The 20,116-nt window shown below is 74.1% G+C and carries 16 protein-coding genes; 10 read left to right on the top strand and 6 right to left on the bottom strand.

What is annotated here, in order from left to right; genetic code table 11:
- Positions 1-6: 6 nt before the first annotated feature.
- Both OG906_RS23885 and OG906_RS23880 read right to left on the bottom strand, forming a co-directional pair.
- Positions 7-951, bottom strand: coding sequence for an alpha/beta fold hydrolase (locus OG906_RS23885; protein WP_329448113.1), 945 nt, complete (start codon positions 949-951; stop codon positions 7-9).
- 155 nt (positions 952-1,106) lie between these two features.
- A complete protein-coding gene (locus OG906_RS23880) occupies positions 1,107-1,808 on the bottom strand; it encodes a DUF998 domain-containing protein (RefSeq protein ID WP_329445641.1) in 702 nt (233 codons plus the stop codon).
- Between the two features lie 72 nt (positions 1,809-1,880).
- Here OG906_RS23880 and OG906_RS23875 point away from each other — a divergent pair, with 72 nt between their 5' ends.
- The 4 genes from OG906_RS23875 to OG906_RS23860 all read left to right on the top strand — a co-directional run bounded on the left by OG906_RS23875 (position 1,881) and on the right by OG906_RS23860 (position 7,390).
- The gene (locus tag OG906_RS23875) at positions 1,881-2,387 is read left to right on the top strand and encodes a hypothetical protein (RefSeq protein ID WP_329445639.1); all 507 of its coding nucleotides are present in this window, start codon (positions 1,881-1,883) and stop codon (positions 2,385-2,387) included.
- A 95-nt stretch (positions 2,388-2,482) separates the two neighbouring features.
- Positions 2,483-4,096 (top strand): multicopper oxidase family protein, encoded by a 1,614-nt coding sequence (locus OG906_RS23870; protein ID WP_329445637.1) that lies wholly within the window; start codon positions 2,483-2,485, stop codon positions 4,094-4,096.
- Between the two features lie 191 nt (positions 4,097-4,287).
- On the top strand, positions 4,288-5,565 hold the full coding sequence (locus OG906_RS23865) for a DUF4352 domain-containing protein (RefSeq protein ID WP_329445635.1): 1,278 nt from the start codon (positions 4,288-4,290) through the stop codon (positions 5,563-5,565).
- Between the two features lie 70 nt (positions 5,566-5,635).
- Entirely contained in the window at positions 5,636-7,390 is a 1,755-nt protein-coding gene (locus tag OG906_RS23860) for an NAD+ synthase (protein ID WP_329445633.1), read from the top strand.
- A gap of 114 nt (positions 7,391-7,504) precedes the next feature.
- Here OG906_RS23860 and OG906_RS23855 read toward each other — a convergent pair whose 3' ends face one another.
- Positions 7,505-8,533 carry an endonuclease/exonuclease/phosphatase family protein gene (locus OG906_RS23855; protein ID WP_267798952.1) on the bottom strand — a complete coding sequence of 343 codons (1,029 nt, stop codon included), beginning with the start codon at positions 8,531-8,533 and terminating at the stop codon, positions 7,505-7,507.
- 298 nt (positions 8,534-8,831) lie between these two features.
- On the opposite strand from OG906_RS23855, the gene panB reads away from it, so the two are divergent.
- The 3 genes from panB (at position 8,832) to OG906_RS23840 (ending at position 11,689) form a co-directional block, all read left to right on the top strand.
- Positions 8,832-9,692 (top strand): 3-methyl-2-oxobutanoate hydroxymethyltransferase, encoded by an 861-nt coding sequence (gene panB / locus OG906_RS23850; RefSeq protein WP_267798951.1) that lies wholly within the window; start codon positions 8,832-8,834, stop codon positions 9,690-9,692.
- A 114-nt stretch (positions 9,693-9,806) separates the two neighbouring features.
- On the top strand, positions 9,807-10,838 hold the full coding sequence (locus tag OG906_RS23845; RefSeq protein WP_385647094.1) for an ATP-binding cassette domain-containing protein: 1,032 nt from the start codon (positions 9,807-9,809) through the stop codon (positions 10,836-10,838).
- Positions 10,835-11,689 carry an ABC transporter permease gene (locus OG906_RS23840; protein ID WP_267826508.1) on the top strand — a complete coding sequence of 285 codons (855 nt, stop codon included), beginning with the start codon at positions 10,835-10,837 and terminating at the stop codon, positions 11,687-11,689. Before OG906_RS23845 ends, OG906_RS23840 begins: the two co-directional genes overlap by 4 nt.
- Positions 11,690-11,757: 68 nt before the next feature.
- On the opposite strand, the gene OG906_RS23835 is transcribed toward OG906_RS23840, so the two are convergent.
- Positions 11,758-15,123 (bottom strand): AfsR/SARP family transcriptional regulator, encoded by a 3,366-nt coding sequence (locus OG906_RS23835; RefSeq protein ID WP_329445629.1) that lies wholly within the window; start codon positions 15,121-15,123, stop codon positions 11,758-11,760.
- Positions 15,124-15,184: 61 nt separating this feature from the next.
- Between OG906_RS23835 and OG906_RS23830 the strand changes: the two genes are divergently transcribed.
- Positions 15,185-15,979: a site-2 protease family protein gene (locus tag OG906_RS23830; protein WP_267798947.1), complete on the top strand. Its 795-nt coding sequence runs from the start codon at positions 15,185-15,187 to the stop codon at positions 15,977-15,979.
- A 49-nt stretch (positions 15,980-16,028) separates the two neighbouring features.
- On the opposite strand, the gene OG906_RS23825 is transcribed toward OG906_RS23830, so the two are convergent.
- Entirely contained in the window at positions 16,029-16,214 is a 186-nt protein-coding gene (locus tag OG906_RS23825) for a hypothetical protein (protein WP_053676194.1), read from the bottom strand.
- Positions 16,215-16,410: 196 nt separating this feature from the next.
- On the opposite strand from OG906_RS23825, the gene OG906_RS23820 reads away from it, so the two are divergent.
- Complete coding sequence (locus OG906_RS23820; RefSeq protein ID WP_443067411.1) at positions 16,411-18,579, top strand: TerD family protein; 2,169 nt, start codon at positions 16,411-16,413, stop codon at positions 18,577-18,579.
- 74 nt (positions 18,580-18,653) lie between these two features.
- On the opposite strand, the gene npdG is transcribed toward OG906_RS23820, so the two are convergent.
- On the bottom strand, positions 18,654-19,358 hold the full coding sequence (npdG, locus tag OG906_RS23815; RefSeq protein ID WP_267798944.1) for an NADPH-dependent F420 reductase: 705 nt from the start codon (positions 19,356-19,358) through the stop codon (positions 18,654-18,656).
- 95 nt (positions 19,359-19,453) lie between these two features.
- Between npdG and OG906_RS23810 the strand changes: the two genes are divergently transcribed.
- Positions 19,454-20,059 carry a hypothetical protein gene (locus tag OG906_RS23810; RefSeq protein WP_329445625.1) on the top strand — a complete coding sequence of 202 codons (606 nt, stop codon included), beginning with the start codon at positions 19,454-19,456 and terminating at the stop codon, positions 20,057-20,059.
- Positions 20,060-20,116 lie beyond the last annotated feature (57 nt).

Genomic DNA, 20,116 nt, shown 5'->3' with positions numbered 1-20,116 from the left:
CGCCGGTCAGCAGTCGCCGGAGGCGGTCCGGCCCGCCCGGTCCGGGTCCGTCGCGTCGAGGATCGCCCGCGCCACCTGGTGCGGGCGATCCAGCATGACCAGGTGCCCGGCCGGTTCCGCGACGTCCAGGCGGGCTCCGAGCCGGTCGGCGAGGCCCGCCTGCCGGTCGAGCCACCGCAGGGCCCCGCGCCCGTCGGTGCCGTCGTGTCCGGCGAGCACGGTGGCGGGCACGGTCAGCGGGTGCGTCTCCCCCAGCGCGAGCACCTCCGCGGCCGCGTCCGGGTATCCGGCGTTCTCCAGCAGGGCCCCGCGCCAGACCCGGCCCGTGCGGTAGCAGCGGCGTACGAGGTCCCGCGCGGCCGGGTCGGATCCGCCGACCCGCGACGCCCGGACGACGCTCCGGCGGGCGGCCGGGCCCAGCGCGGCCGGCAGTCCGACGGCGGTCACGGCACGGCCGAGCACGCGGGCGGCGCCGTGCCGCAGCGCGGCGGGCAGGACCGTACGGGGCTCCTCCTCCACGCTGGCGTCGACGAGGACCACGGCGGCGGTCCGCTCCGGGTACAGGCGGGCGAAGGCCTCGACGTGGAACCCGGCGATGGAGTGCCCGACGACGGTGACCGGCCCGATCCCGGGACGCGGGACACCGGCACCCTCCCCGGCACCGCCCCTCGCCCCGGCCCCCGAGACGTGCGGGCCCAGCGCGTCCAGCAGCCCGGCGATCCGGTGGGCCTCGCCGGCGGCGGTGGCCGGCGCGAGGGCCGGGCCGCTCAGTCCGTGTCCGGGACGGTCGAAGGTGACGACGGTCCGGCCCTCGGCGGCGAGCAGTTCCGCGACGCCGTCCCAGTCGAACCAGGCCATGGCCAGCCCGGCGCTGAGCACGACGACGGGTCCGCTGCCCTGGACGACGACGTGCAGGACGACACCGTCACCGCCCGCCGGGCGGACGAACAGACCGCGCGGGCCCCCGCGCGCGCCCGTCGACGGCGTGGACGGGCTCGTGGACGGCGTGGGCGGGCCGGCGGGCGGGGTGGACGGGCTCGTGGTCGGGCTCACGTACGGCGCTCCTCGTGCGGCGGGTTCATCTGCGGCCCTCCTCGGGCGGCGGGCTAGGTGCGGCGTTCCTTGTGCACGGAGTACGCCAGCAGGGCGAGCCAGACCGCGACGATCAGCACCTGGAGCCGCTGGCCGGCGCCGAGCGCCCAGGTGCCGCGGCCGGCGCTGAACATGGCGATCGCGGTCAGGGTCCAGGCGGTGGCGAGCAGTTCCAGTGCGACGAGCGCGGGCCCGTACCGGGCGAGCGGCGCGAGCCGGTCGTAGCGGCGGGCGGCGACGGTCAGGGCCACGATCCCGACGAGGGCGCCCGTCATGGCGAGGCTGCTGCTGACGGCGTGGGCCTGGTGGGTGGCCGGGACCAGTCCGGCGGTCTCCCGGGCGGCGCATTCGGGGTCCACGGTGGGTTGGCAGCTCAGCGGCAGCCAGGCGTCGGCGGCGGTGGCCGCGCCGAACAGGGTGACGCCGGCCCAGCCGAGGACGGCCCAAGGGCGCCGGGAGTCCGCGTACCGCGCGAGGCGCAGGAGCGCGAGCAGGCCCCCCGCGAAGACGAGCAGGCCGGCGGTGAAGTCGGTGGCGCGGAAGAGGCCGCCGAGGGGCTGGTCCTGTGCGGCGAGTTCGCTGACGTACGTCTCGATGGGGTTGAGGCCGGTCGAGAGCACGACTTCGAGCACCCACGCCGTGTAGGCGGTGGCGCCGAGTCCGATGAGGACGGCGACCGGCAGGGCGCTCCGCACGGACGAGTCTTGTCTGGACATGGTGTGACTGATCCTAGGCAGGTACGGGGCCGATCCGACGGTCGGATACCCACCCCGGGTAGGGTTCCACTCATGACGTGCAGCGCCCGACGAGCCGCCCGGTGGCCCCGGTTGCCGCTGCTCGCCGTTCTGCTGCTGGGAATCGTCACGATGCACACGTGGGGCCATCCGGCCGATTCCCACACCGGGGAGGACGCGCCCGCGGCCCACTCCGTTGCCCGGGCGGACGCGGGTGTGGCACATCACCTCGCGTCGCCCCACACGGCCCCGGGGGCGCCGCCGGCCGCGGGCCTCCTGACGGCCGCAAGCCTCCCGTCGGTCTCGGACCTCCCGCCGGCAGCGGACCTCCCGCCGGCCGGGCGGCCACAGGCCCGCCCGGCGCCCGGGCCCGCCATGGACCCGATGTCGGTGTGCCTGGCCGTGCTGGCCGGGCTGGTGCTCCTCGTACTCGGCGGTTCGGCCCGGCGTCGCCCCGCGCGCCCGGAGGCCGGCCCCGGCGCGGCGGCACGCGCGCCGGCGGGGCCGGATCCGCCGGCGCCCCGGGAACTCCTGCGTCGGCTGGCGGTACTGCGCGTATAGGACGGGCCCCGCCGCGCCCCCGCCTGCCCGAACGGCGGTGGGGGCGGCGGCACTCGGCGCCCCTCCACTCGTATCGCCACACCGCGAGGTACACCATGCGTTCGCTCCCCACCCGTCGTGCCGTGCTCGGCACCGGACTCGCCGTCGCCGGCTCGGGGCTGCTCGCCGCCTGCTCCGGCGGCGGCCCGGCCACGGACCACGACTCCATGAACCACGACGCGACCAACCCCGGCGGCGCCTCCGCCGGCTCCCCCGACGGCTACGTCGACCCGACCGGCCCGGAGGTCCGGGCCGCGGAGGCCGCCCGGGCGGCGGCCGGCCCGCGCACCGAGGTGCGCGTCACCGCCACCGCGGGCACGCTCGACCTCGGCGGCGGGCGCACCGTCCGCTCCTGGGCGTACGGCGACCGGCTGCCGGGCCAGGAGGTCCGGGTCACCGCGGGCGGCACCCTCGCCCTGACCCTGGCCAACAACCTTCCGCGGGCCACGTCCCTGCACTGGCACGGGCTGGCCCTGCGCAACGACATGGACGGGGTCCCGGGGCTGACGCAGCGGGACGTCGCCCCGGGCGGCTCGTTCCGGTACGAGTTCGCCGTCCCGCACCCGGGGACGTACTGGTTCCACCCGCACTCGGGGGTCCAGCAGGACCGCGGCCTGTACGCCCCGTTGATCGTCGAGGACCCCAGGGAGCCCCTCGCGTACGACAAGGAGTGGGTGGTCGTCCTGGACGACTGGCTCGACGGTGTGGACGGGTCGACGCCGGACGGTGTCCTCGCCGAACTCCGCAAGGGCATGGGGGGCGGCGCCGGTGCGGGCGGTCACGCCGGACACGGCTCCGCGCCGACCCCGCCCCCCGACGCCGGCGGTGGCCCGTCGCGTGTCCTGATGGGCGGGGACAGCGACGTCCTCGGCAAGGACGCGGGCGATGTCGCGTACCCGTACCACCTGGTCAACGGCCGGGTGGCGCAGGACCCGTCGGTCTTCACCGCCCGGCCCGGGGACCGGATCCGACTGCGGATCGTCAACGCGGGCGGGGACACGGCCTACCGGATCGCCCTCGGCGGGCACGAGCTGACGGTCACCCACACCGACGGTTTCCCGGTGGAGCACGCCACGGCCCGCTCACTGCTGCTCGGCATGGGCGAGCGGTACGACGTACTGGTCACCGCCGGCGACGGGGTCTTCCCGCTGACCGCGCTCGCCGAGGGCAAGGGCGCCGACGCCTCGGCCCTGGCCGTGCTCCGCACCGGCGCGGGGGCGCCGCCGACCGCCGCGACCCGGCCCGCCGAACTGGCCGGTCGGCCGTTGACGGCGGACGCGCTGCGGGCCGCCGAACCGGCCGCATTGGCCTCCCGGGCGGCGGACCGCACGATCAGGATCCGGCTCACGGGCGGGATGGCGGCGTACGACTGGGCCTTCGACGGCAAGCCGTACGCGCCGGACCGGCGGCATCCGGTGAAGGCGGGCGAACGGGTCCGGCTGGAGTTCACCAACTCCACGACGATGTGGCACCCGCTGCACCTGCACGGGCACACCTTCGCCCTCGGCGCGAAGCCGGGCGGGGCACGCAAGGACACCGCCGTCATCCTGCCGAACGGGACCCTCACGGCGGAGTTCGACGCCGACAACCCCGGCCTGTGGATGGTGCATTGCCACAACGTGTACCACGCCGAGGCCGGGATGATGACGGTGCTGGGCTACCGCCGCTAGGCGGTCTCTTTCGGATCTTGCCGGCACTCCCGCGGTCGCCCCGGGCGGCGGGATCCGGCAAGAACGCCCGGGGTGAACGCCGTTCCGTCCCCCGACCCACGGGCCGGGGGACGGAATCGGGTTGGAGGGGGTCGGGGCGCGTGGCAGGGTGGGTCGTCACCGCCGCCACGCCCCGAAGGACGCCCCCAGGTATGAGCACGCCCCCGAACCCGCCCAGCCACCCGACCGGTCCGCCGACGGAGCCCGCGGGAACGCCCATACCCGAGGCGGCGCCCGCGCCGGACCCGTCGCCGAGCACGCCCTCCACACCGGGCCCCTCCCTCACGAAGGAGCCCGCGCCCACGCCGACGCCCGGCCCCTCCCTCACGAAGGAGCCCGCGCCCGCCGAGGCCCCGGCGCCGGAGCCCGCCGACGCCCCGCCGGCGTCCGCCCCGTCCGCCCCGCGTGCCACCGCCCCGCCGGCTCCGTCGGGCTTCGCGCCGCTCACCCCGGGCCCGCCCCCCGGCGCCTTCGGCGCACCCGCACCCGCACCCGCGCCGCAGGCCCCCGCCGATCCCGTCAACCCGTGGAGCGCGCCCGCCGACCAGGGCTTCGCCGGGCCGCCGCCCGCCGGGCCCGGCGGGTACGCGGGTCCGCCCGGGTACGGGGTCCCTCCCGGCCCTTCGGGCTACCCCGGTTACCCGGGCTACCCCGGATACCCCGGGGCCGCGCAGGAGAAGAGCAACGGTCTGGCCGTCGCCTCGCTGGTGCTCGGCCTCATCGCCGTCCTGGTGGCCCTCACCCCGTTCTTCTTCTGGATCGGCACGCTCCTCGGCCTGACCGGCCTCGGTCTCGGCATCGCGGCCATGGTCAGCGCCTCCCGGGGCGCCCCGCGCAAGGCGATGTCGTTGTGGGGCACGATCCTCGGCGTGCTCAGCCTGTTCGCCTCGGTCGCCGGGCTCTACTTCACCGTCAGGGTCGCCGACGAGGTCGACAAGGTCGCGGACAGCCGGCCGAGCCGCGGGTGGGACGAGCCGTACCCCACGCCGTCCTTCTCCTCGCCGTACGGCCTGCCCGGCGACGAGCCGACGACCGGCCCGGGCTTCAGCACCCCGTTGGCCTTCGGCGAGAGCCACACGTACGCGAACGGCCTGAAGGTGTCCCTGTCCGCGCCCGTCGAGTACGTCTCCGAGAGCGGCTTCGCGGACACCGACAACGCGGTGCGGTTCGACATCACGATCACCAACACGTCGAAGAAGCCCGTCGTCGTGTTCTACGCCCAGCCCGACGTCACGGACGAGCAGGGACGCGCCGCCGAGTCCGTCTTCGACGGGCACATGCCCAAGGCGATCTCGGGGACCGTGGCGCCGGGCGCGACCGCCACCGGGAGCGCCGCCTACGAGGTGCCGAAGGGGGTCAAGACCCTCCGCGCGGAGATCTCCCCCGGACTGCTGCTCGACCCCGTGAAGTTCGCCGGCCCGGTCCGCTGACCCGCCTTCGGGAACGGAAAACAGGCCGGGCTCCAGGACATCGCGTCAGAAAGACGATTACACTGGGCCCGTGCCTCAACTTCGCCTGGCTCTGAATCAGATCGACTCGCACGTCGGCGAGATCACCGCGAACGCCGACTCCGTCGTCCACTGGACGCGGCACTCCGCGGAGCAGGGGGCCCACCTGGTGGCGTTCCCCGAGATGATGCTCACCGGGTACCCCGTCGAGGACCTCGCCCTGCGCGGCTCCTTCGTCGAAGCCTCCCGCACGGCGCTGCGCGAACTCGCGGAGCGGCTGGCCGCGGAGGGCTTCGGCGAGCTGCCCGTGATCGTCGGCTACCTGGACCGCACGGAGAAGGCCGCGCCGCGGCTCGGCCGTCCGGCGGGTTCCCCGGAGAACGCCGCCGCCGTGCTGTACGGGGGGCGGGTCGTCCTCCGCTTCGCCAAGCACCACCTGCCCAACTACGGGGTCTTCGACGAGTTCCGGTACTTCGTGCCGGGTGACACCCAGCCGGTGATCCGGGTGCGGGGCGTGGACGTGGCCCTGGCGATCTGCGAGGACCTCTGGCAGGACGGCGGCCGGGTCCCCGCGACCCGCTCCGCCGCGGCCGGCCTGCTGGTGTCGATCAACGCCTCCCCGTACGAGCGCGACAAGGACGACCAGCGCCTCGAACTGGTCGGGAAGCGGGCCCGGGAGGCCGGCTGCACCCTCGCCTACCTGGCGATGATCGGCGGCCAGGACGAGTTGGTCTTCGACGGCGACTCGATCGTCGTGGACGCGGCCGGCAAGGTCGTCGCCCGGGCCCCGCAGTTCTCGGAGGGCTGCGTGCTGGTCGACCTGGACCTGCCGGCGGCCCGCGCCGACGCCCCCGAGGGCGTCGTCGCCGACGGGCTGCGGATCGACCGCGTGATCCTGTCCGAGGAGCCGGTGGAGGCGTACGAGCCGGTCGTGCCCGGCGGCTGCGCCGAGCGCCTCGACGACGACGAGGAGGTCTACGACGCGCTGGTCGTGGGACTGCGCGCGTACGTCCTGAAGAACGGGTTCCGCTCGGTCCTGATCGGGCTCTCGGGCGGCATCGACTCGGCGCTCGTCGCCGCCGTCGCCTGTGACGCGATCGGCGCGCAGAACGTGTACGGCGTGTCGATGCCCTCCAAGTACTCCTCGGACCACTCCAGGGGCGATGCCGCCGACCTGGCCGAACGGACCGGCCTGAACTTCCGGACGGTGTCGATCGAGCCGATGTTCGACGCCTACATGGGGTCCCTGGGGCTGACCGGGCTGGCCGAGGAGAACCTCCAGTCGCGCCTGCGCGGCACGCTGCTGATGGCGCTCTCCAACCAGGAGGGTCACATCGTGCTGGCCCCGGGCAACAAGTCGGAGCTGGCCGTCGGCTACTCCACCCTGTACGGCGACTCGGTCGGGGCCTACGGCCCGATCAAGGACGTCTACAAGTCCGATGTCTTCCGGCTCGCGCGGTACCGCAACCGGGCCGCCGTCGAGCGGGGCGAGACCCCGCCGATCCCGGAGAACTCGATCGTGAAGCCGCCGAGCGCCGAGCTGCGCCCGGGCCAGGTGGACACGGACTCGCTGCCGGACTATCCGGTGCTCGACGCGATCCTGGCGATGTACGTGGACCGCGACCAGGGCATGGACTCGATCGTCGCCGCCGGTTTCGACGCCGAGCTGGTCGCCCGGACGCTGCGGATGGTGGACACGGCGGAGTACAAGCGCCGCCAGTACCCGCCGGGCACCAAGATCTCCGCGAAGGGCTTCGGCAAGGACCGCCGGCTGCCGATCACCAACGGCTGGCGGGAGCGGACGTAGGGCCTGGACGGCTACGACAGGGGGCCGGGGCCGCTTCGTGAAGCGGCCCCGGCCCCCTGTCGTGCGTCGGGCCCCCCGTCGGGCGTCCTGTCGGGCGTCGGGCGTCGTGCCGCGTCAGTCCTTGACGGTCATCCGTGCCGCGACCGGGAGGTGGTCGCTGCCGGTGCGCGACAGGGTCCAGGAGGCGTCGGGGATGATGCCGCGCACCATGATCTGGTCGATGCGTGCCATCGGGAACTGGGCGGGCCAGCTGAAGCCGAAGCCGTCGCCCGCCGCGCCCTGGGTGGAGCGCATCTGGGACGTGACCTCGGACAGGGCCCGGTCGTTCATGGTGCCGTTGAGGTCGCCGAGCAGGACGACCTTCTTCAGCGGTTCGGAGGCCAGGGCGGCGCCGAGCGCGTCGGCGCTGTTGTCCCGCTGGTTGGCCGTGAAGCCGGCGTTGAGCTTGACCCGGACCGAGGGGAGGTGGGCGACGAAGACCGCGACCTGGCCGTGGGCGGTGTCCACGGTGGTGCGCATGGCCCGGGTCCAGCCCATCTTGATGTCGACGGGGGCGCTGGAGGACAGCGGGTACTTGCTCCACACGCCGACCGTGCCCTCGACGGCGTGGTACTTGTACACGCCGGCCAGGGCCTTCTCGTAGACGGGGACGACGCCGGCCTTGAGTTCCGTCAGCGCCAGCACGTCGGCGCCGGAGCCGGCGACCGATTCGGCGGTGCCGCGCGGGTCGGCGTTGTCGGCGTCCACGTTGTGGGTGACGACCATCAGGTTGCCGCCGCCGCCGGACTTGTCGGTGACCAGGCCGCCGAACAGGTTCGCCCAGACCGCGGCGGTCACCAGTATCGAGAGCAGGGCGGTCGCCGACTTGCGGATCACGGCGGTGACGAGCAGGACCGGCACGGCCAGGCCCAGCCAGGGCAGGAAGGTCTCGGTGAGGCTGCCGAGGTTGCCCACGTCGTTCGGCAGGTCGGCGTGGAAGATCATCACGAGCGAGAGAAGTGCGGCGAGGCCCGCGGTGACGCGCCCCCGGCGCCAGATTCCCCGGTCTCGGCGCAGGTCGGCCAGTCGGCGTCGGAGACCGGATCGGGAGGGCTCGGGCTCCGAGCCGCCGTTTCCCGTCTCCGTCATGTACGCCTGTGCCATTCCACTGCCCTCGCTGCCGTGCTCGCGCTCCGTCCCCGCCCCTTGACCCTAGGCGATGTTCGAAGCAGATCCGTGCCGTCGTTGCCGGCCGTACCTCCGTGAGGACGAACGGCCGTGCGGTGAGGGTTCCGCTTGTCACGAAACGCGCACATTGGGCGTGGCGCGTCCCGGGAGGGGCCGTGAGTGTGACGGACCGGTCATCGCGCCACTTCCGTGCAGGGGCCGACGAGTGCCACCATGGTGGGTGAGTCCGGGGACGCCGTGAGGGCGCCTCGAGATGACACAAGGAGCAGTAGCCATGACGCATGTCGTTTCGCCTGCCCGCGAGACCTCCGGCCCCACCCTGTACGGGGGCACGGGAACGCGCCGCATCACCATCCGCGACCTGGCCCTGGCCAAGGAGCGCGGCGAGAAGTGGCCGATGCTCACCGCCTACGACGCGATGACCGCGTCCGTGTTCGACGAGGCCGGGATTCCGGTCATGCTCGTCGGCGACTCGATGGGCAACTGTCACCTCGGCTACGAGACCACCGTCCCCGTGACGATGGACGAGATGACCCTGCTGTCGGCGGCCGTCGTGCGCGGCACGAGCCGCGCGCTGATCGTCGGCGACCTGCCGTTCGGCTCCTACCAGGAAGGCGCCGTGCAGGCGCTGCGCAGTGCGACGCGGCTGGTCAAGGAGGCCGGTGTCGGTGCGGTGAAGCTGGAGGGCGGCGAGCGTTCGCTGGCCCAGACCGAGCTGATCGTGCAGTCCGGCATCCCGGTCATGTCCCACCTGGGTCTGACCCCGCAGTCCGTGAACGCCATGGGCTACCGGGTGCAGGGCCGTACGGACGAGGCCGCGCACCAGCTGCTGCGGGACGCGAAGGCGGCGCAGGACGCGGGCGCCTTCGCGGTGGTGCTGGAGCTGGTGCCGGCCGAGCTGGCCGCCGAGGTCACCCGGTCGCTGCACATCCCGACGGTCGGCATCGGTGCCGGGTCGGAGTGCGACGCCCAGGTGCTGGTGTGGACGGACATGATGGGCCTGACGGGCGGGAAGATGCCGAAGTTCGTGAAGCAGTACGCGAACCTGCGGCAGACCATGGGCGACGCGGCGAAGGCGTTCGCGCAGGACGTGGTCGGCGGGACGTTCCCGCAGGCCGAGCACGCTTTCCACTAGGCCCGCCGCCCCCGGTCCGTCGACGTCCTCGTCGGCGGGCCGGGGGCCCTGGGTGGTCGGCTGTGGGTCGGCTGTCGGTCGGCTGTCGGTGCTTTGTCAGTGGCGGCTGGTCCCATGGTGTCCATGACGCGAAACGACAAGACTTCCCCGAGCGGCTCGCACGCCGTACAGGTTCGGGGGTTGGTCAAGCACTACGGCGAGACCAAGGCCCTCGACGGTGTGGACCTCGATGTCCGTGAGGGCACCGTGCTCGGGGTTCTCGGGCCCAACGGCGCGGGAAAGACCACCCTGGTCCGCGTCCTCTCCACCCTGATCACCCCGGACGCCGGGACGGCGACGGTGGCGGGCTTCGACGTGGTCCGCCAGCCCCGGCAGCTGCGCCGCACCATCGGCCTCACCGGTCAGTACGCCTCGGTCGACGAGAAGCTGTCCGGCTGGGAGAACCTCTACATGATCGGCCGGCTGCTGGACCTGCCCCGCAAGGAGGCCCGGTCCCGCGCCGACGAGCTGCTGGAGCGGTTCTCGCTGACGGAGGCCGCCAAGAAGGCGGTCATGCACTACTCCGGCGGCATGCGCCGCAGGCTGGACCTGGCCGCCTCCATGATCGGCCGGCCGGCGGTGCTGTACCTGGACGAGCCGACCACCGGTCTGGACCCCCGCACCCGCAACGAGGTGTGGGACGAGGTGCAGCGGATGGTCGCCGAGGGCGCGACCGTACTGCTGACCACCCAGTACATGGAGGAGGCCGAGCAGCTCGCGAGCGAGCTGACGGTCATCGACAAGGGCAAGGTCATCGCCAACGGCAAGGTGGACGAGCTGAAGGCCCGGGTCGGCGGCCGCACCCTGAAGATCCGTCCCGTCTCCGCCTCCGATCTGCCGGGCATGGCCCGCGCGCTGGCGGAGGCCGGTCTCGACGGCGTGGCCGGTTCCCAGGCCATCCCGGACGAGGGCGTCCTGCTGGTCCCGATCCTGAGCGACGAGCAGTTGACCGCGGCGATCGGGCTGCTGGCCGGACGCGGTTACGCGATCGCCGATCTCGGCACCCACCTGCCCAGCCTCGACGAGGTCTTCCTGTCCATCACCGGTCAGAAGCCCTCCGTCGAGGAGTCCGTTCCCGCCCAGCAGACCGAGGAGGTCGCGGCATGAGCACCGTCACCACGTCCAAGCCCGGCAGTACCGCGACCGTCCCGGATGCCGCGCCGCGCGACCTGCCCGACGAGGGCCGGATCGGCCTGCGGGGCAACCTGCGGCACATCAGCGCCCTGGTGCGCCGCAACGCCCTGCAGATCAAGCAGGACCCCGAGTCGATGTTCGACGTCCTGTTCATGCCGATCATCTTCACGCTGCTGTTCGTGTTCGTCTTCGGCGGCGCGATCTCCGGCAAGGGGAACCAGGGCGAGTACGTCAACTACCTGGTGCCCGGCCTGATGGCGATGATGGGCATGAACATCGCCATGGCGGTCGGCACCGGGGTCAACGACGACTTCAAGAAGGGCGTGATGGACCGGTTCCGGTCCATGCCGATCGCCCGCTCGTCGGTGCTCATCGCGAAGATCGTGGTGGAGCTCGGCCGGATGCTGGTCGCCATCACGATCCTGCTCGTCATGGGCTTCATCCTGGGCCTGTCGATCAAGACCTCGGTGCTGGACCTGTTCCTCGCCATCGGCCTGTCGGCCGTCTTCGGCGCGTCGCTGATGTGGATCTTCATCCTGCTGGGTCTCACCATGAAGACGGCCCAGGCCGTGCAGGGCATGGCGATGCTGGTGCTGATGCCGCTGCAGTTCGGCAGCTCGATCTTCGCCTCCCCGACGACCATGCCGGGTTGGTTGCAGGCCTTCACGGACTACAACCCGTTGTCCAATCTGGCCGACGCGGCGCGCGGCCTGATGAACGGCGGCCCGGTCGGCCACTCGGTGACGATGACGCTGATCTGGTCGGTCGCCATCACCGCGATCACCATGCCGCTCGCGGTCCGCAAGTTCCGTCACAAGACCTGACGCGCGGAGTCCGTCGGGCGCATGCCGGAACGGTTCTCCCGATGTCGGGGCCCGGCGGAAGCGGTGGTTCAGACGAGGGCGGTGGCCTCCTCCAGGGTGAGGCCGCCGCCTTCGGCGCACGCCGCCTCGTACGCGCGGTCCCCCAGCGCCGTCCTCGCCGACTTTTCGACGAGGGCGGCGTCCTCGCGTTCGGTGGTGACGGGGAAGTGTCCGGTCGGCACCAGGGCCCGGTAGGCGCCGAGGAGTCGGGCGGCGTCGCGCTCGCGGCGCGGACCGCCGAGTCCCAGGAGGGCCACGGCCGCGATCAGCAGGTGCACGGCCGGCAGTTGCGGGGCCACCATCAGCGCCATCGGGTCCCGGGCGGTGGTCGCGGCCTCCCGGACGAGGGCCAGCGCCTCCTCGTGCCGGCCTTCCTTGTTGTCGAGCCAGGCCAGCACGCCGAGCAGGAAGCCGTCGAAGATCGCGTACGCGCCGAAGGCGAACTCCTCGCGCAGGGAGGTGAGTTCGGCGCGGGCCTCGACGAGGCGGCCGGTGCGGCCGTAGAGCCCGGCGAGGAACATGCGGGCGGCCGGCAGGGCCTCGTTGCGGTACTGGCGGATGACGGCGAGGAGCCCGGTCAGGATCTCCTCCGCCTCCTCCAGCCGGCCCTCCTCGGCGAGGGTGCCGGCCATCCGCACCCGCAGGATCGTGACCTGGGCGGGGGCGCCGAGCCGTTGGGCGTGCTCGATCGCGGCCTGGAAGTCGGCGGCGGCCAAGGCGTACTCGCCGCGTTTCTCCAGGGCTTCGGCGCGGGCGGACAGTGCCTCGGCGCAGCCCCAGTCGTCGCCGAGCTCGCGGAAGAGCGCGAGGCTCTCCTCGGCGTCGCGGGCGGCGTCGCCGAACGACGCGGCACGGTTCGCCCGGATGTTGGCGCGCAGTTGGAGCGCGGAGCCCAGTTCCCAGCGGTAGCCGAGGGCGCGGGTGGTCTCGACGGTCTCGTCGATGATGCGCCGGAGCAGTTCCGGATCGCCGGCGATCATCACGGCGTAGATCCACAGGGCGGTGGGGAACCGGCAGGTCTGGGGCAGGCCGGGCCGGTAGGCCGCGATCATGCCCTCGACCTGGAGGCGGACGTCCGGGGAGTTCCAGCTGCCGCTGTTCTGGTCGCGAGCGGTGAGTTGAATCATCCGGGCGCCGCGCCAGGCCTCGGCGAGCAGTTCGCCGGTGTAGGGCGGGGGCGAGTCGACGAGCCGCTCGTAGACCGGTTCGGCGGGGGCGATCGGCGGGGCGAAGGGGTCCGGACCGAGGGCGACGGCGGCGTCGGCCCAGTGGCGGGACTCGGCGCGCAGGTCGTGCATGTGCCAGTACCAGACGAGGGAGTGCACCAGGCAGAGCACCTCGCCGATGTCCTTGGCGGCGACGGCGCGGCGCAGCGCGGTACGGAGGTTCTCGTATTCGGTGGCGAGCCGCTCGGCGGCCGTGCGCTGGCCGTGTCCGCGCAGCAGGGGCTCGGTGGTGCGGGCGAGTTCGCGGTAGTGGGTGAGGTGACGTCGTTCGGTGTCGGCGCGGTCCTCGGCTGCCTCGTCCAGGCGCTCGGAGGCGTACTCGGCGACGGTCTCCAGCAGCCGGTAGCGCATGTCGCCGTCGGGTCCGGGGGCGGCGACGACGAGGGACTTGTCCACGAGGGAGCCGAGCGCGTCGACGACCGCGTCCGCGTCGGGGCCGGCGCAGACGGCCTCGGCGGCGGCGAGGTCGCAGCCGCCGGCGAAGACGGAGAGCCGTCGCAGGACGGCCCGTTCGGGTGCGTCGAGCAGGTCCCAGGACCAGTCGACGACGGCCCGCAGGGTCTGTTGGCGGGGCAGGACGGTGCGGGAGCCGCTGGTGAGGAGGCGGAACCGGTCGTCGAGCCGGTCGGCGATCTGGCGGGGGGTGAGCAGGCGCAGCCGGGCGGCGGCCAGTTCGATGGCGAGGGGCATGCCGTCGAGGCGGCGGCAGATCTCCGCGGCGGCGGCCGGGTCGTCCTCGACGCGGAAGCCGGGCCGGGCGGCGGCGCCGCGGTCGGCGAGCAGCCGCAGTGCGACGGGGTCGGGCAGCGGTTCCACGGGGCGCAGCGCCTCCCCCGGCACGCCGAGGGGTTCCCGGCTGGTGGCGAGGATCTGGACGCCGGGGCAGTGCGTGAGGAGCCGTTCGGCGAGGACGGCGGCGGCGTCGATGACGTGCTCGCAGTTGTCGAGGAGCAGCAGGAGGTCGCGCCGGCCGCAGTGTTCGACGAGTCGGGCGAGCGGGTCGTCCCCGCCCCGCTCGGTGAGCGCGCGCAGTTCCTCGGCGGCGGCGCCGCGCAGCTTGGTCTGGCGGGCCCCGAGGGCGGCCAGGGCCGCTTCGGCGACGTCCTCGGGGTCGTCCACGGGGGCCAGTTCGACGAGCCACACCCCGTCGGGCCACATCCCGTCGGGGTGGCCGGCGGCGGCGTGGGCCTCGGCGGCCTCCTGGGACAGGCGGGTCTTGCCGGCGCCGCCGGGCCCGAGCAGGGTGACGAGGCGGGATCGGGCCAGGTCGGAGCCGATGACGCGGATGTCGTCCTCGCGGCCGACGAAGGTGGTGAGGCGGGCCCGCAGGTTGCCGCCGGCGGCGGGGTCGGCGCCCGGGCCGGGGGTGGCGGGGCCCGGGACGGGCGCGTTGTCGGGCCGTGCCGCGGGGGTCGGGGCGGCGGTCGCCGGGTGCGGGGGCCGCGCCGCGTGGGGTTCCGGCGGGGCGAGCAGGGCGGCGTGGAGGGCGCGCAGTTCCGGGCCGGGGTCGGCGCCCAGGCGGTCGGCGAGGTCCCGGCGGACGTCCTCGTAGGCGGCCAGCGCCTCCGCCGGGCGGCCCGCGGCGTCGAGGGCGCGGATCCGCAGGGCCCGCAGCGGCTCGTCCAGCGGGTGTTCCACGCACAGCGCGGTCAGCTCGGGCAGGATCCGCTCCGCCTCGCCCAGGGCGAGGGCCGCGGCGAGCCTGCCCCGGCGCGCGTCGGCCCGTACGGCCTCCCAGCGGGCGGACTCCCCGGCCGGATCCGGCAGCGAGGCCAGCGCGGGGCCGCGCCACAGGGCGAGGGCCTCGTCGTACAGGGCCGCGGCGGCGGCCGGGTCCCGCTCGGCGGCGGCGGCCCGCGCCAGCCGTTCGAAGCGGTACAGGTCCACGTCCTCGCGGGCGGCGGCGAGACGGTAGCCGCCCTCCCCGGAGCGCACGGCGGCGTGCCCGATCGCCCGGCGCAGGCGCGCCACCAGGGCCTGGAGCGCGGCCGGGGCGTCGGCGGGCCGGTCCCCGTCCCACACCTCGGCGACCAGCAGCTCGGCCGGCACGGTGCGGCCCGGGCGCAGGGCGAGGGCGGTCAGGAGGGCGCGCAGCCGCGACCCTCCGACGGCGACGGGGTCGCCGTCGTCGGAGAGGGCCTGGGCGGTGCCGAGAATCACGTAACGCACCGGCCCATTGTCGCCGTACCCGGGGGACACCCGTCGCCGTGCCCGGGATAGGTTTCGCCGCATGGGTCACCAGGGCAGCCGCGGCGAGCGGCAGATCAGTTCCGTCTTCCTCGGGATCGTCGCCGTCATGGCGGTGACCGGGTGGGCCGTGTGGACGGGGTACTCGACGAGCACCGGCCTCGCGGTGTTCCTGTTCGTCACGGCGGCGTGGGTGGTCTCGCTGTGCCTGCACGAGTACGCGCACGCCCGGACCGCCCTGCACGGCGGTGACATCACGGTCGGCGCCAAGGGCTACCTGACGCTGAACCCGCTGAAGTACACGCACGCGATGCTCAGCATCGTCCTGCCGGTGATCTTCGTGATCCTGGGTGGTCTCGGTCTGCCCGGTGGCGCCGTGTACATCGAACGCGACCGGATCAGCGGCCGCTGGAAGCACAGTCTGATCTCGGCCGCCGGGCCGCTGACGAACGTGGCCTTCGCGATCGTGTGCACCGCGCCGTTCTGGCTGAACGCCCTCGACGGGGTGCCGATGCCGTTCCGCTTCGCGCTGGCGTTCCTGGCGCTGCTCCAGGTGTCGGCGGCGATCCTGAACTTCCTGCCGGTGCCGGGCCTGGACGGGTACGGGGTCATCGAGCCGTGGCTGTCGCACGGGGTGCGCCGCCAGGTGGCGCCGCTGGCGCCGTTCGCCCTGCTCGGCGTGTTCGCGCTGCTGTGGATCCCGGAGGTCAACGCGTTCTTCTTCGGCGCGGTCAGCGGCATCCTCGACGCGCTCGGCGTGTCCGAGTTCGAGACGTACTGCGGCCGCGACCTCTACCGTTTCTGGCAGGACGCGGACGGCTACTGCGCCGCGGCCTGAGCCGTGGCCCGAGCCGTGGCTCGGGGTACGCCCCCGGATCCGGCCGTCGTCAGCCGTTCGCGCGGGCGGCCTTGTCGGCCTTGGCCTTGCGTACGTAGTACCAGGCCATGTTGGACGTCAGCCCGGCCAGCAGCACCCAGATGATCCCGAGGAAGCTGCCCTCGACGAAGGCGACCACGGCCGCGGCCACGGACAGGGCACAGACGACAACGGCGAACACGGCAAGGCGGGGCATGCGGCACGGCTCCTCGGCGACACGGAACGGGGGTCGGGTTCCTCCAGTGTCCCCCATCGCGCCCCGCCGCCGACCGCCGCCACCCCCTCGGGACATCCCGCCCATTTCCCCCTTCGCCTGAGCGCCGGTCCGCCGGCTGGATACGGTGCGCGAAGCTCCGTCCGAGCGGACGAAGCCGGACGACCGGGGGGAAGCCATGCGGGAGATGACAAAGGGTGCGAACGTCAGTCTGACCGCTCTCGGCGAGGACGCCGGGGCCGTGGTCGTGAGTCTGGGCTGGACCAGCGCGTCGGGCGCCGGCGACGCCGACGTGTCCGTGTTGCTGCTCGACGCGCACGGCAAGGTCCGCTCGGACGACGACTTCTACTTCTACAACCATCCCGCGGCCGAGGACGGCAGCGTCCAGTTGCTCGGGAAGACGCCCACCGACAGCGGCGACGAGGACCGGATCGGGCTGGACCTGACGGCCGTGCCGGCGGACATCGCGCGGATCGTGGTGGCGGCGAGCCAGTACGGCGACGCCCGCTTCGGGGACCTCGACGACCTGCGGATGACGGTCTCGGACCGCTCCGGCGAGCCCCTGGTCGGGTTCTCCATCGACGACGCGAGCGTGGAGAGCGCCTTCGTCTTCGGCGAGCTGTACCGGCGGGGCGAGGAGTGGAAGTTCCGGGCCGTGGGTCAGGGGTACGAGACCGGCCTGGCCGGCCTCGCCACGGATTTCGGCATCTCCATCGACGAAGGCGGCGAGGACGGAGAGGACGGCGCGGACTCCCCCGCGACCCCGGACCCGGCGGCGGAACCGGCGCGCGGTACGCAGGCGCCGGCCGCCGGCCCGGTCCCCGCCGCCGGCCCGGTCCCCGCCGGTGTCCCCGTCGCCGCCGGTGTCCCGGTCGCCGCCGGACCGGGGACCACGACGCCGGGCGCGGCTCCCGCCCCGAGCGGGGCCGCCGCCGCGCCCGGCGGGCCGGCCCAGGGCGCTCCGTCCCGGGCCGCCGCCTCGGTGGCCGGGATCCCCGCCCAGTCCCGCGGCCGGGACGGCTCCGCCGCCGGGGGCGCCCGTACGACCAGGAAGAAGGTCACGCTGCCCAGGGTCGCCAGGAAGTCGCTGGCCGAGAACGACTCCTGGCAGCCGGCTCGGCTCTTCCCGGTCCCCACCCTCAAGAGCGACCGGGAGCGGGAGGTGCGCGCGACCTCGGTGCTGCTCGCCGTCATGACGCAGGTGCCCGAACTGGGCCGCCGGCTCACGGCCGCCTTCGGCGCCCCCGCCGGACGGACGCAGACCTTCACGGAGGTGTCGTTGCCCCACGGCGACGCCCCACGGCGGCCGGACGGTGTCATCCGGATCGAGCGCGCCGGCAAGCTCTGGACGGCGCTCGTGGAGACGAAGACCAACGGGAACCCGCTGCGGGCCGAGCAGGTACAGGCGTACATGGACATCGCCACGCGGCGCGGCTACGAGGCCGTCATCACGCTCTCCAACGACGTGGCCCTCGACGGCGCCCCCGTGGTCGACGTCAAGATCGACGGGCGCCGCAAGCACAAGGTCGACCTCTGGCACCTGTCGTGGGCGGAGGTGGCCCACCAGGCCCAGCTCCTGATCCGCCACGAGGGCGTGGGCAACCCCGCGCACGCCTGGCTGCTCCAGGAACTGCTGGAGTACCTCCAGCACGAGAACTCCGGCTGCCACGGGTTCCAGAACATGGGACCGTCCTGGGTACCCGTCCGCAAGGGCATCGAGGACGAGACCCTCAACCCGGGCGACGAGCGGGCCGTCGACGTGGTGGAGAGCTGGGAACGGCTGATCCGCCAGGTCTGTCTGCGCCTGGGCGGGGAGCTGGGCCAAAAGGCCCTCCCCGTGCAGCGGGCCCGGCGGGGCAGCGATCCCCGGGAGCGCCGGCTCGCCGCGGCCGAGACCCTGTGCGCGGACGGCCGGCTCTCGGCGGAACTGCGGGTCGACGGCACGAGCGGGATCATCGCGGTGACCGCCGATCTGCGGACGGGAAAGGTACGGACCTCGATGGAGGTTCCCGCCCCGGAGGGCTCCTCCGCGCTGGTCTCGGTGAAGAGGCTGGTCCGGATGCTGGCCGAGGCGCCGGCGGACCTCCATGTGGAGAGCCTGGTCGAGGGCGGGATCGGGGCGCGCGGGACCCTGGAGCGGTTGCGGCCGGAGCCGGGGAACCTGCTGCCCCGGGACGGGGCGCCGCCGGCCGGGTTCCGGCTGACGCTCATCAAGGGGATGGGCAATACCCGGGGCAACACGGAATCGGGGTTCATCCGCAGTGTCGACGACGCCGTGGCGCGGTTCCATCAGGGCGTCGTGGGGCGGCTGGGCCCGCTCGACGTGCGGGCCGGCCGGCGCGGCTGACCCTGCGAGCGCTGCCGCTCGGGGTCGGCCGTGCGGGCCGGCGCCGGCCCGCGCCCGGACGGGGCGCGGTCGTCTCAGACGTCCGTGACGCGCAGGCCCGCGTGGGCCTTGTAGCGGCGGTTGGTGGAGATGAGGTTCGCGACCAGGGCTTCGACCTGGTGGGCGTTGCGCAGGCGGCCGGAGAAGACGCCGCGCATGCCCGGGATGCGGGCGGCGAGGGCCTGGACGAGGTCGGTGTCGGCGCGGGACTCGCCGAGGACCATCACGTCGGTGTCGATCTCCTCGACCGTCTCGTCCTGGAGCAGTACCGCCGAGAGGTGGTGGAAGGCGGCGGTGACCCGGGAGTCGGGGAGCAGGGCCGCGGCCTGCTGGGCCGCGCTGCCCTCCTCGACGGGGAGGGCGTAGGCGCCCTGCTTGTCGAAGCCGAGCGGGTTGACGCAGTCCACGACGAGCTTGCCGGCGAGGTCCTCGCGCAGTGCTTCGAGGGTCTTGGCGTGGCCCTCCCACGGCACCGCGATGATCACGATGTCGCTGCGTCGGGCGCAGTCGGCGTTGTCGGCGCCCTCGACGCCCAGGCCCAGCTCCTCGGCCGCGGCCTGTGCGCGGTCCGCGGCGCGGGAGCCGATGATCACCTTCTGGCCGGCCCGGGCGAACCGGTAGGCGAGGCCGCGGCCCTGGTCGCCGGTGCCGCCGAGGACGCCGACCACGAGGCCGGAGACGTCGGGCAGGTCCCGGGGGTCCTTGGCCGGCGGCTTCTGCGTGCTGTCTGAGGAAGTCATGGGGGCGAGAGTACTGCCGAGTACGCGTCAGTCGAATGGACGGGAGCCGCCGGTATCGCACCCGCGCGCCCTTTCCCTGGTGCAGGATGCCCGCCATGGATGCGGTGAGGGTGGCGTTGCTGCGCGAGGTTCTCGCCGGGACGCGGTGGCCGGGTGCCGCCCGGGGTTTCGCCGGCGCGTTGCGGCGCGCGGTGGTTCCGGCCGGCGGGGGCCTGCTGCTGGTGGGTACGGAGCAGTACGAGCCGTGGCACATGGCCGCGCACCTGGTGGACGAGGCGGCGTGGTCGGGGCTGCCGGAGCTGGCGCCGACGCTCGTGCGGCACCGTGTGCTGCCGGGCGAGCCGCCGCACCTGTCGGTGGGGCTGAGCCGGCTGGGGGCGGCCCGGCGCGGGCACACGCTGCTGGTGGTGGCCCCGCAGGAGCCGGACGCGGGGCTGCTGGAGCGGGTGCACGATGCGCGGCGGGCGGGGGCGACCGTGCTGTCCCTGGACGGCGGGGATCCCGCGCTGGGGACGTTGGCGCACGAGGCGCTGTCGGTGCCGGGTGCCACGGCCGAGCTGGACCTGGACACGGTGCAGCACCTGGTCAGCGCGGCGGCCGGGGAGAACGGGCCGCCGGGCCGGCGCGGCTCGCGGCGGTTCCGGGACCGGCTGGCGCGGCTGGCCGATCAGCTGACCGCGCCGCCGCCCGGCCGCTGGTGAGGGGCGCCGCCCGGGAGGGGTGCCATCCCACCGCCCCCGCCGGCCCGCCTCACCCTC

The sequence above is a fragment of the Streptomyces sp. NBC_01426 genome, assembly GCF_036231985.1.
GTDB lineage: Bacteria > Actinomycetota > Actinomycetes > Streptomycetales > Streptomycetaceae > Streptomyces.
The sequence above is the reverse complement of the archived record's forward strand: the minus strand, read 5'-3'. Positions and strand labels throughout refer to the sequence as shown.

What these genes read in the sequence shown, in the direction of transcription:
- OG906_RS23880 (WP_329445641.1), bottom strand. Translation starts at nt 1,808, where the DNA reads ATGTCCAGACAAGACTCGTCCGTGCGGAGCGCCCTGCCGGTCGCCGTC.
- OG906_RS23875 (WP_329445639.1), top strand. Translation starts at nt 1,881, where the DNA reads ATGACGTGCAGCGCCCGACGAGCCGCCCGGTGGCCCCGGTTGCCGCTG.
- OG906_RS23870 (WP_329445637.1), top strand. Translation starts at nt 2,483, where the DNA reads ATGCGTTCGCTCCCCACCCGTCGTGCCGTGCTCGGCACCGGACTCGCC.
- OG906_RS23865 (WP_329445635.1), top strand. Translation starts at nt 4,288, where the DNA reads ATGAGCACGCCCCCGAACCCGCCCAGCCACCCGACCGGTCCGCCGACG.
- OG906_RS23855 (WP_267798952.1), bottom strand. Translation starts at nt 8,533, where the DNA reads ATGGCACAGGCGTACATGACGGAGACGGGAAACGGCGGCTCGGAGCCC.
- panB (WP_267798951.1), top strand. Translation starts at nt 8,832, where the DNA reads ATGACGCATGTCGTTTCGCCTGCCCGCGAGACCTCCGGCCCCACCCTG.
- OG906_RS23845 (WP_385647094.1), top strand. Translation starts at nt 9,807, where the DNA reads ATGGTGTCCATGACGCGAAACGACAAGACTTCCCCGAGCGGCTCGCAC.
- OG906_RS23840 (WP_267826508.1), top strand. Translation starts at nt 10,835, where the DNA reads ATGAGCACCGTCACCACGTCCAAGCCCGGCAGTACCGCGACCGTCCCG.
- OG906_RS23830 (WP_267798947.1), top strand. Translation starts at nt 15,185, where the DNA reads ATGGGTCACCAGGGCAGCCGCGGCGAGCGGCAGATCAGTTCCGTCTTC.
- OG906_RS23825 (WP_053676194.1), bottom strand. Translation starts at nt 16,214, where the DNA reads ATGCCCCGCCTTGCCGTGTTCGCCGTTGTCGTCTGTGCCCTGTCCGTG.
- OG906_RS23820 (WP_443067411.1), top strand. Translation starts at nt 16,411, where the DNA reads ATGCGGGAGATGACAAAGGGTGCGAACGTCAGTCTGACCGCTCTCGGC.
- npdG (WP_267798944.1), bottom strand. Translation starts at nt 19,358, where the DNA reads ATGACTTCCTCAGACAGCACGCAGAAGCCGCCGGCCAAGGACCCCCGG.
- OG906_RS23810 (WP_329445625.1), top strand. Translation starts at nt 19,454, where the DNA reads ATGGATGCGGTGAGGGTGGCGTTGCTGCGCGAGGTTCTCGCCGGGACG.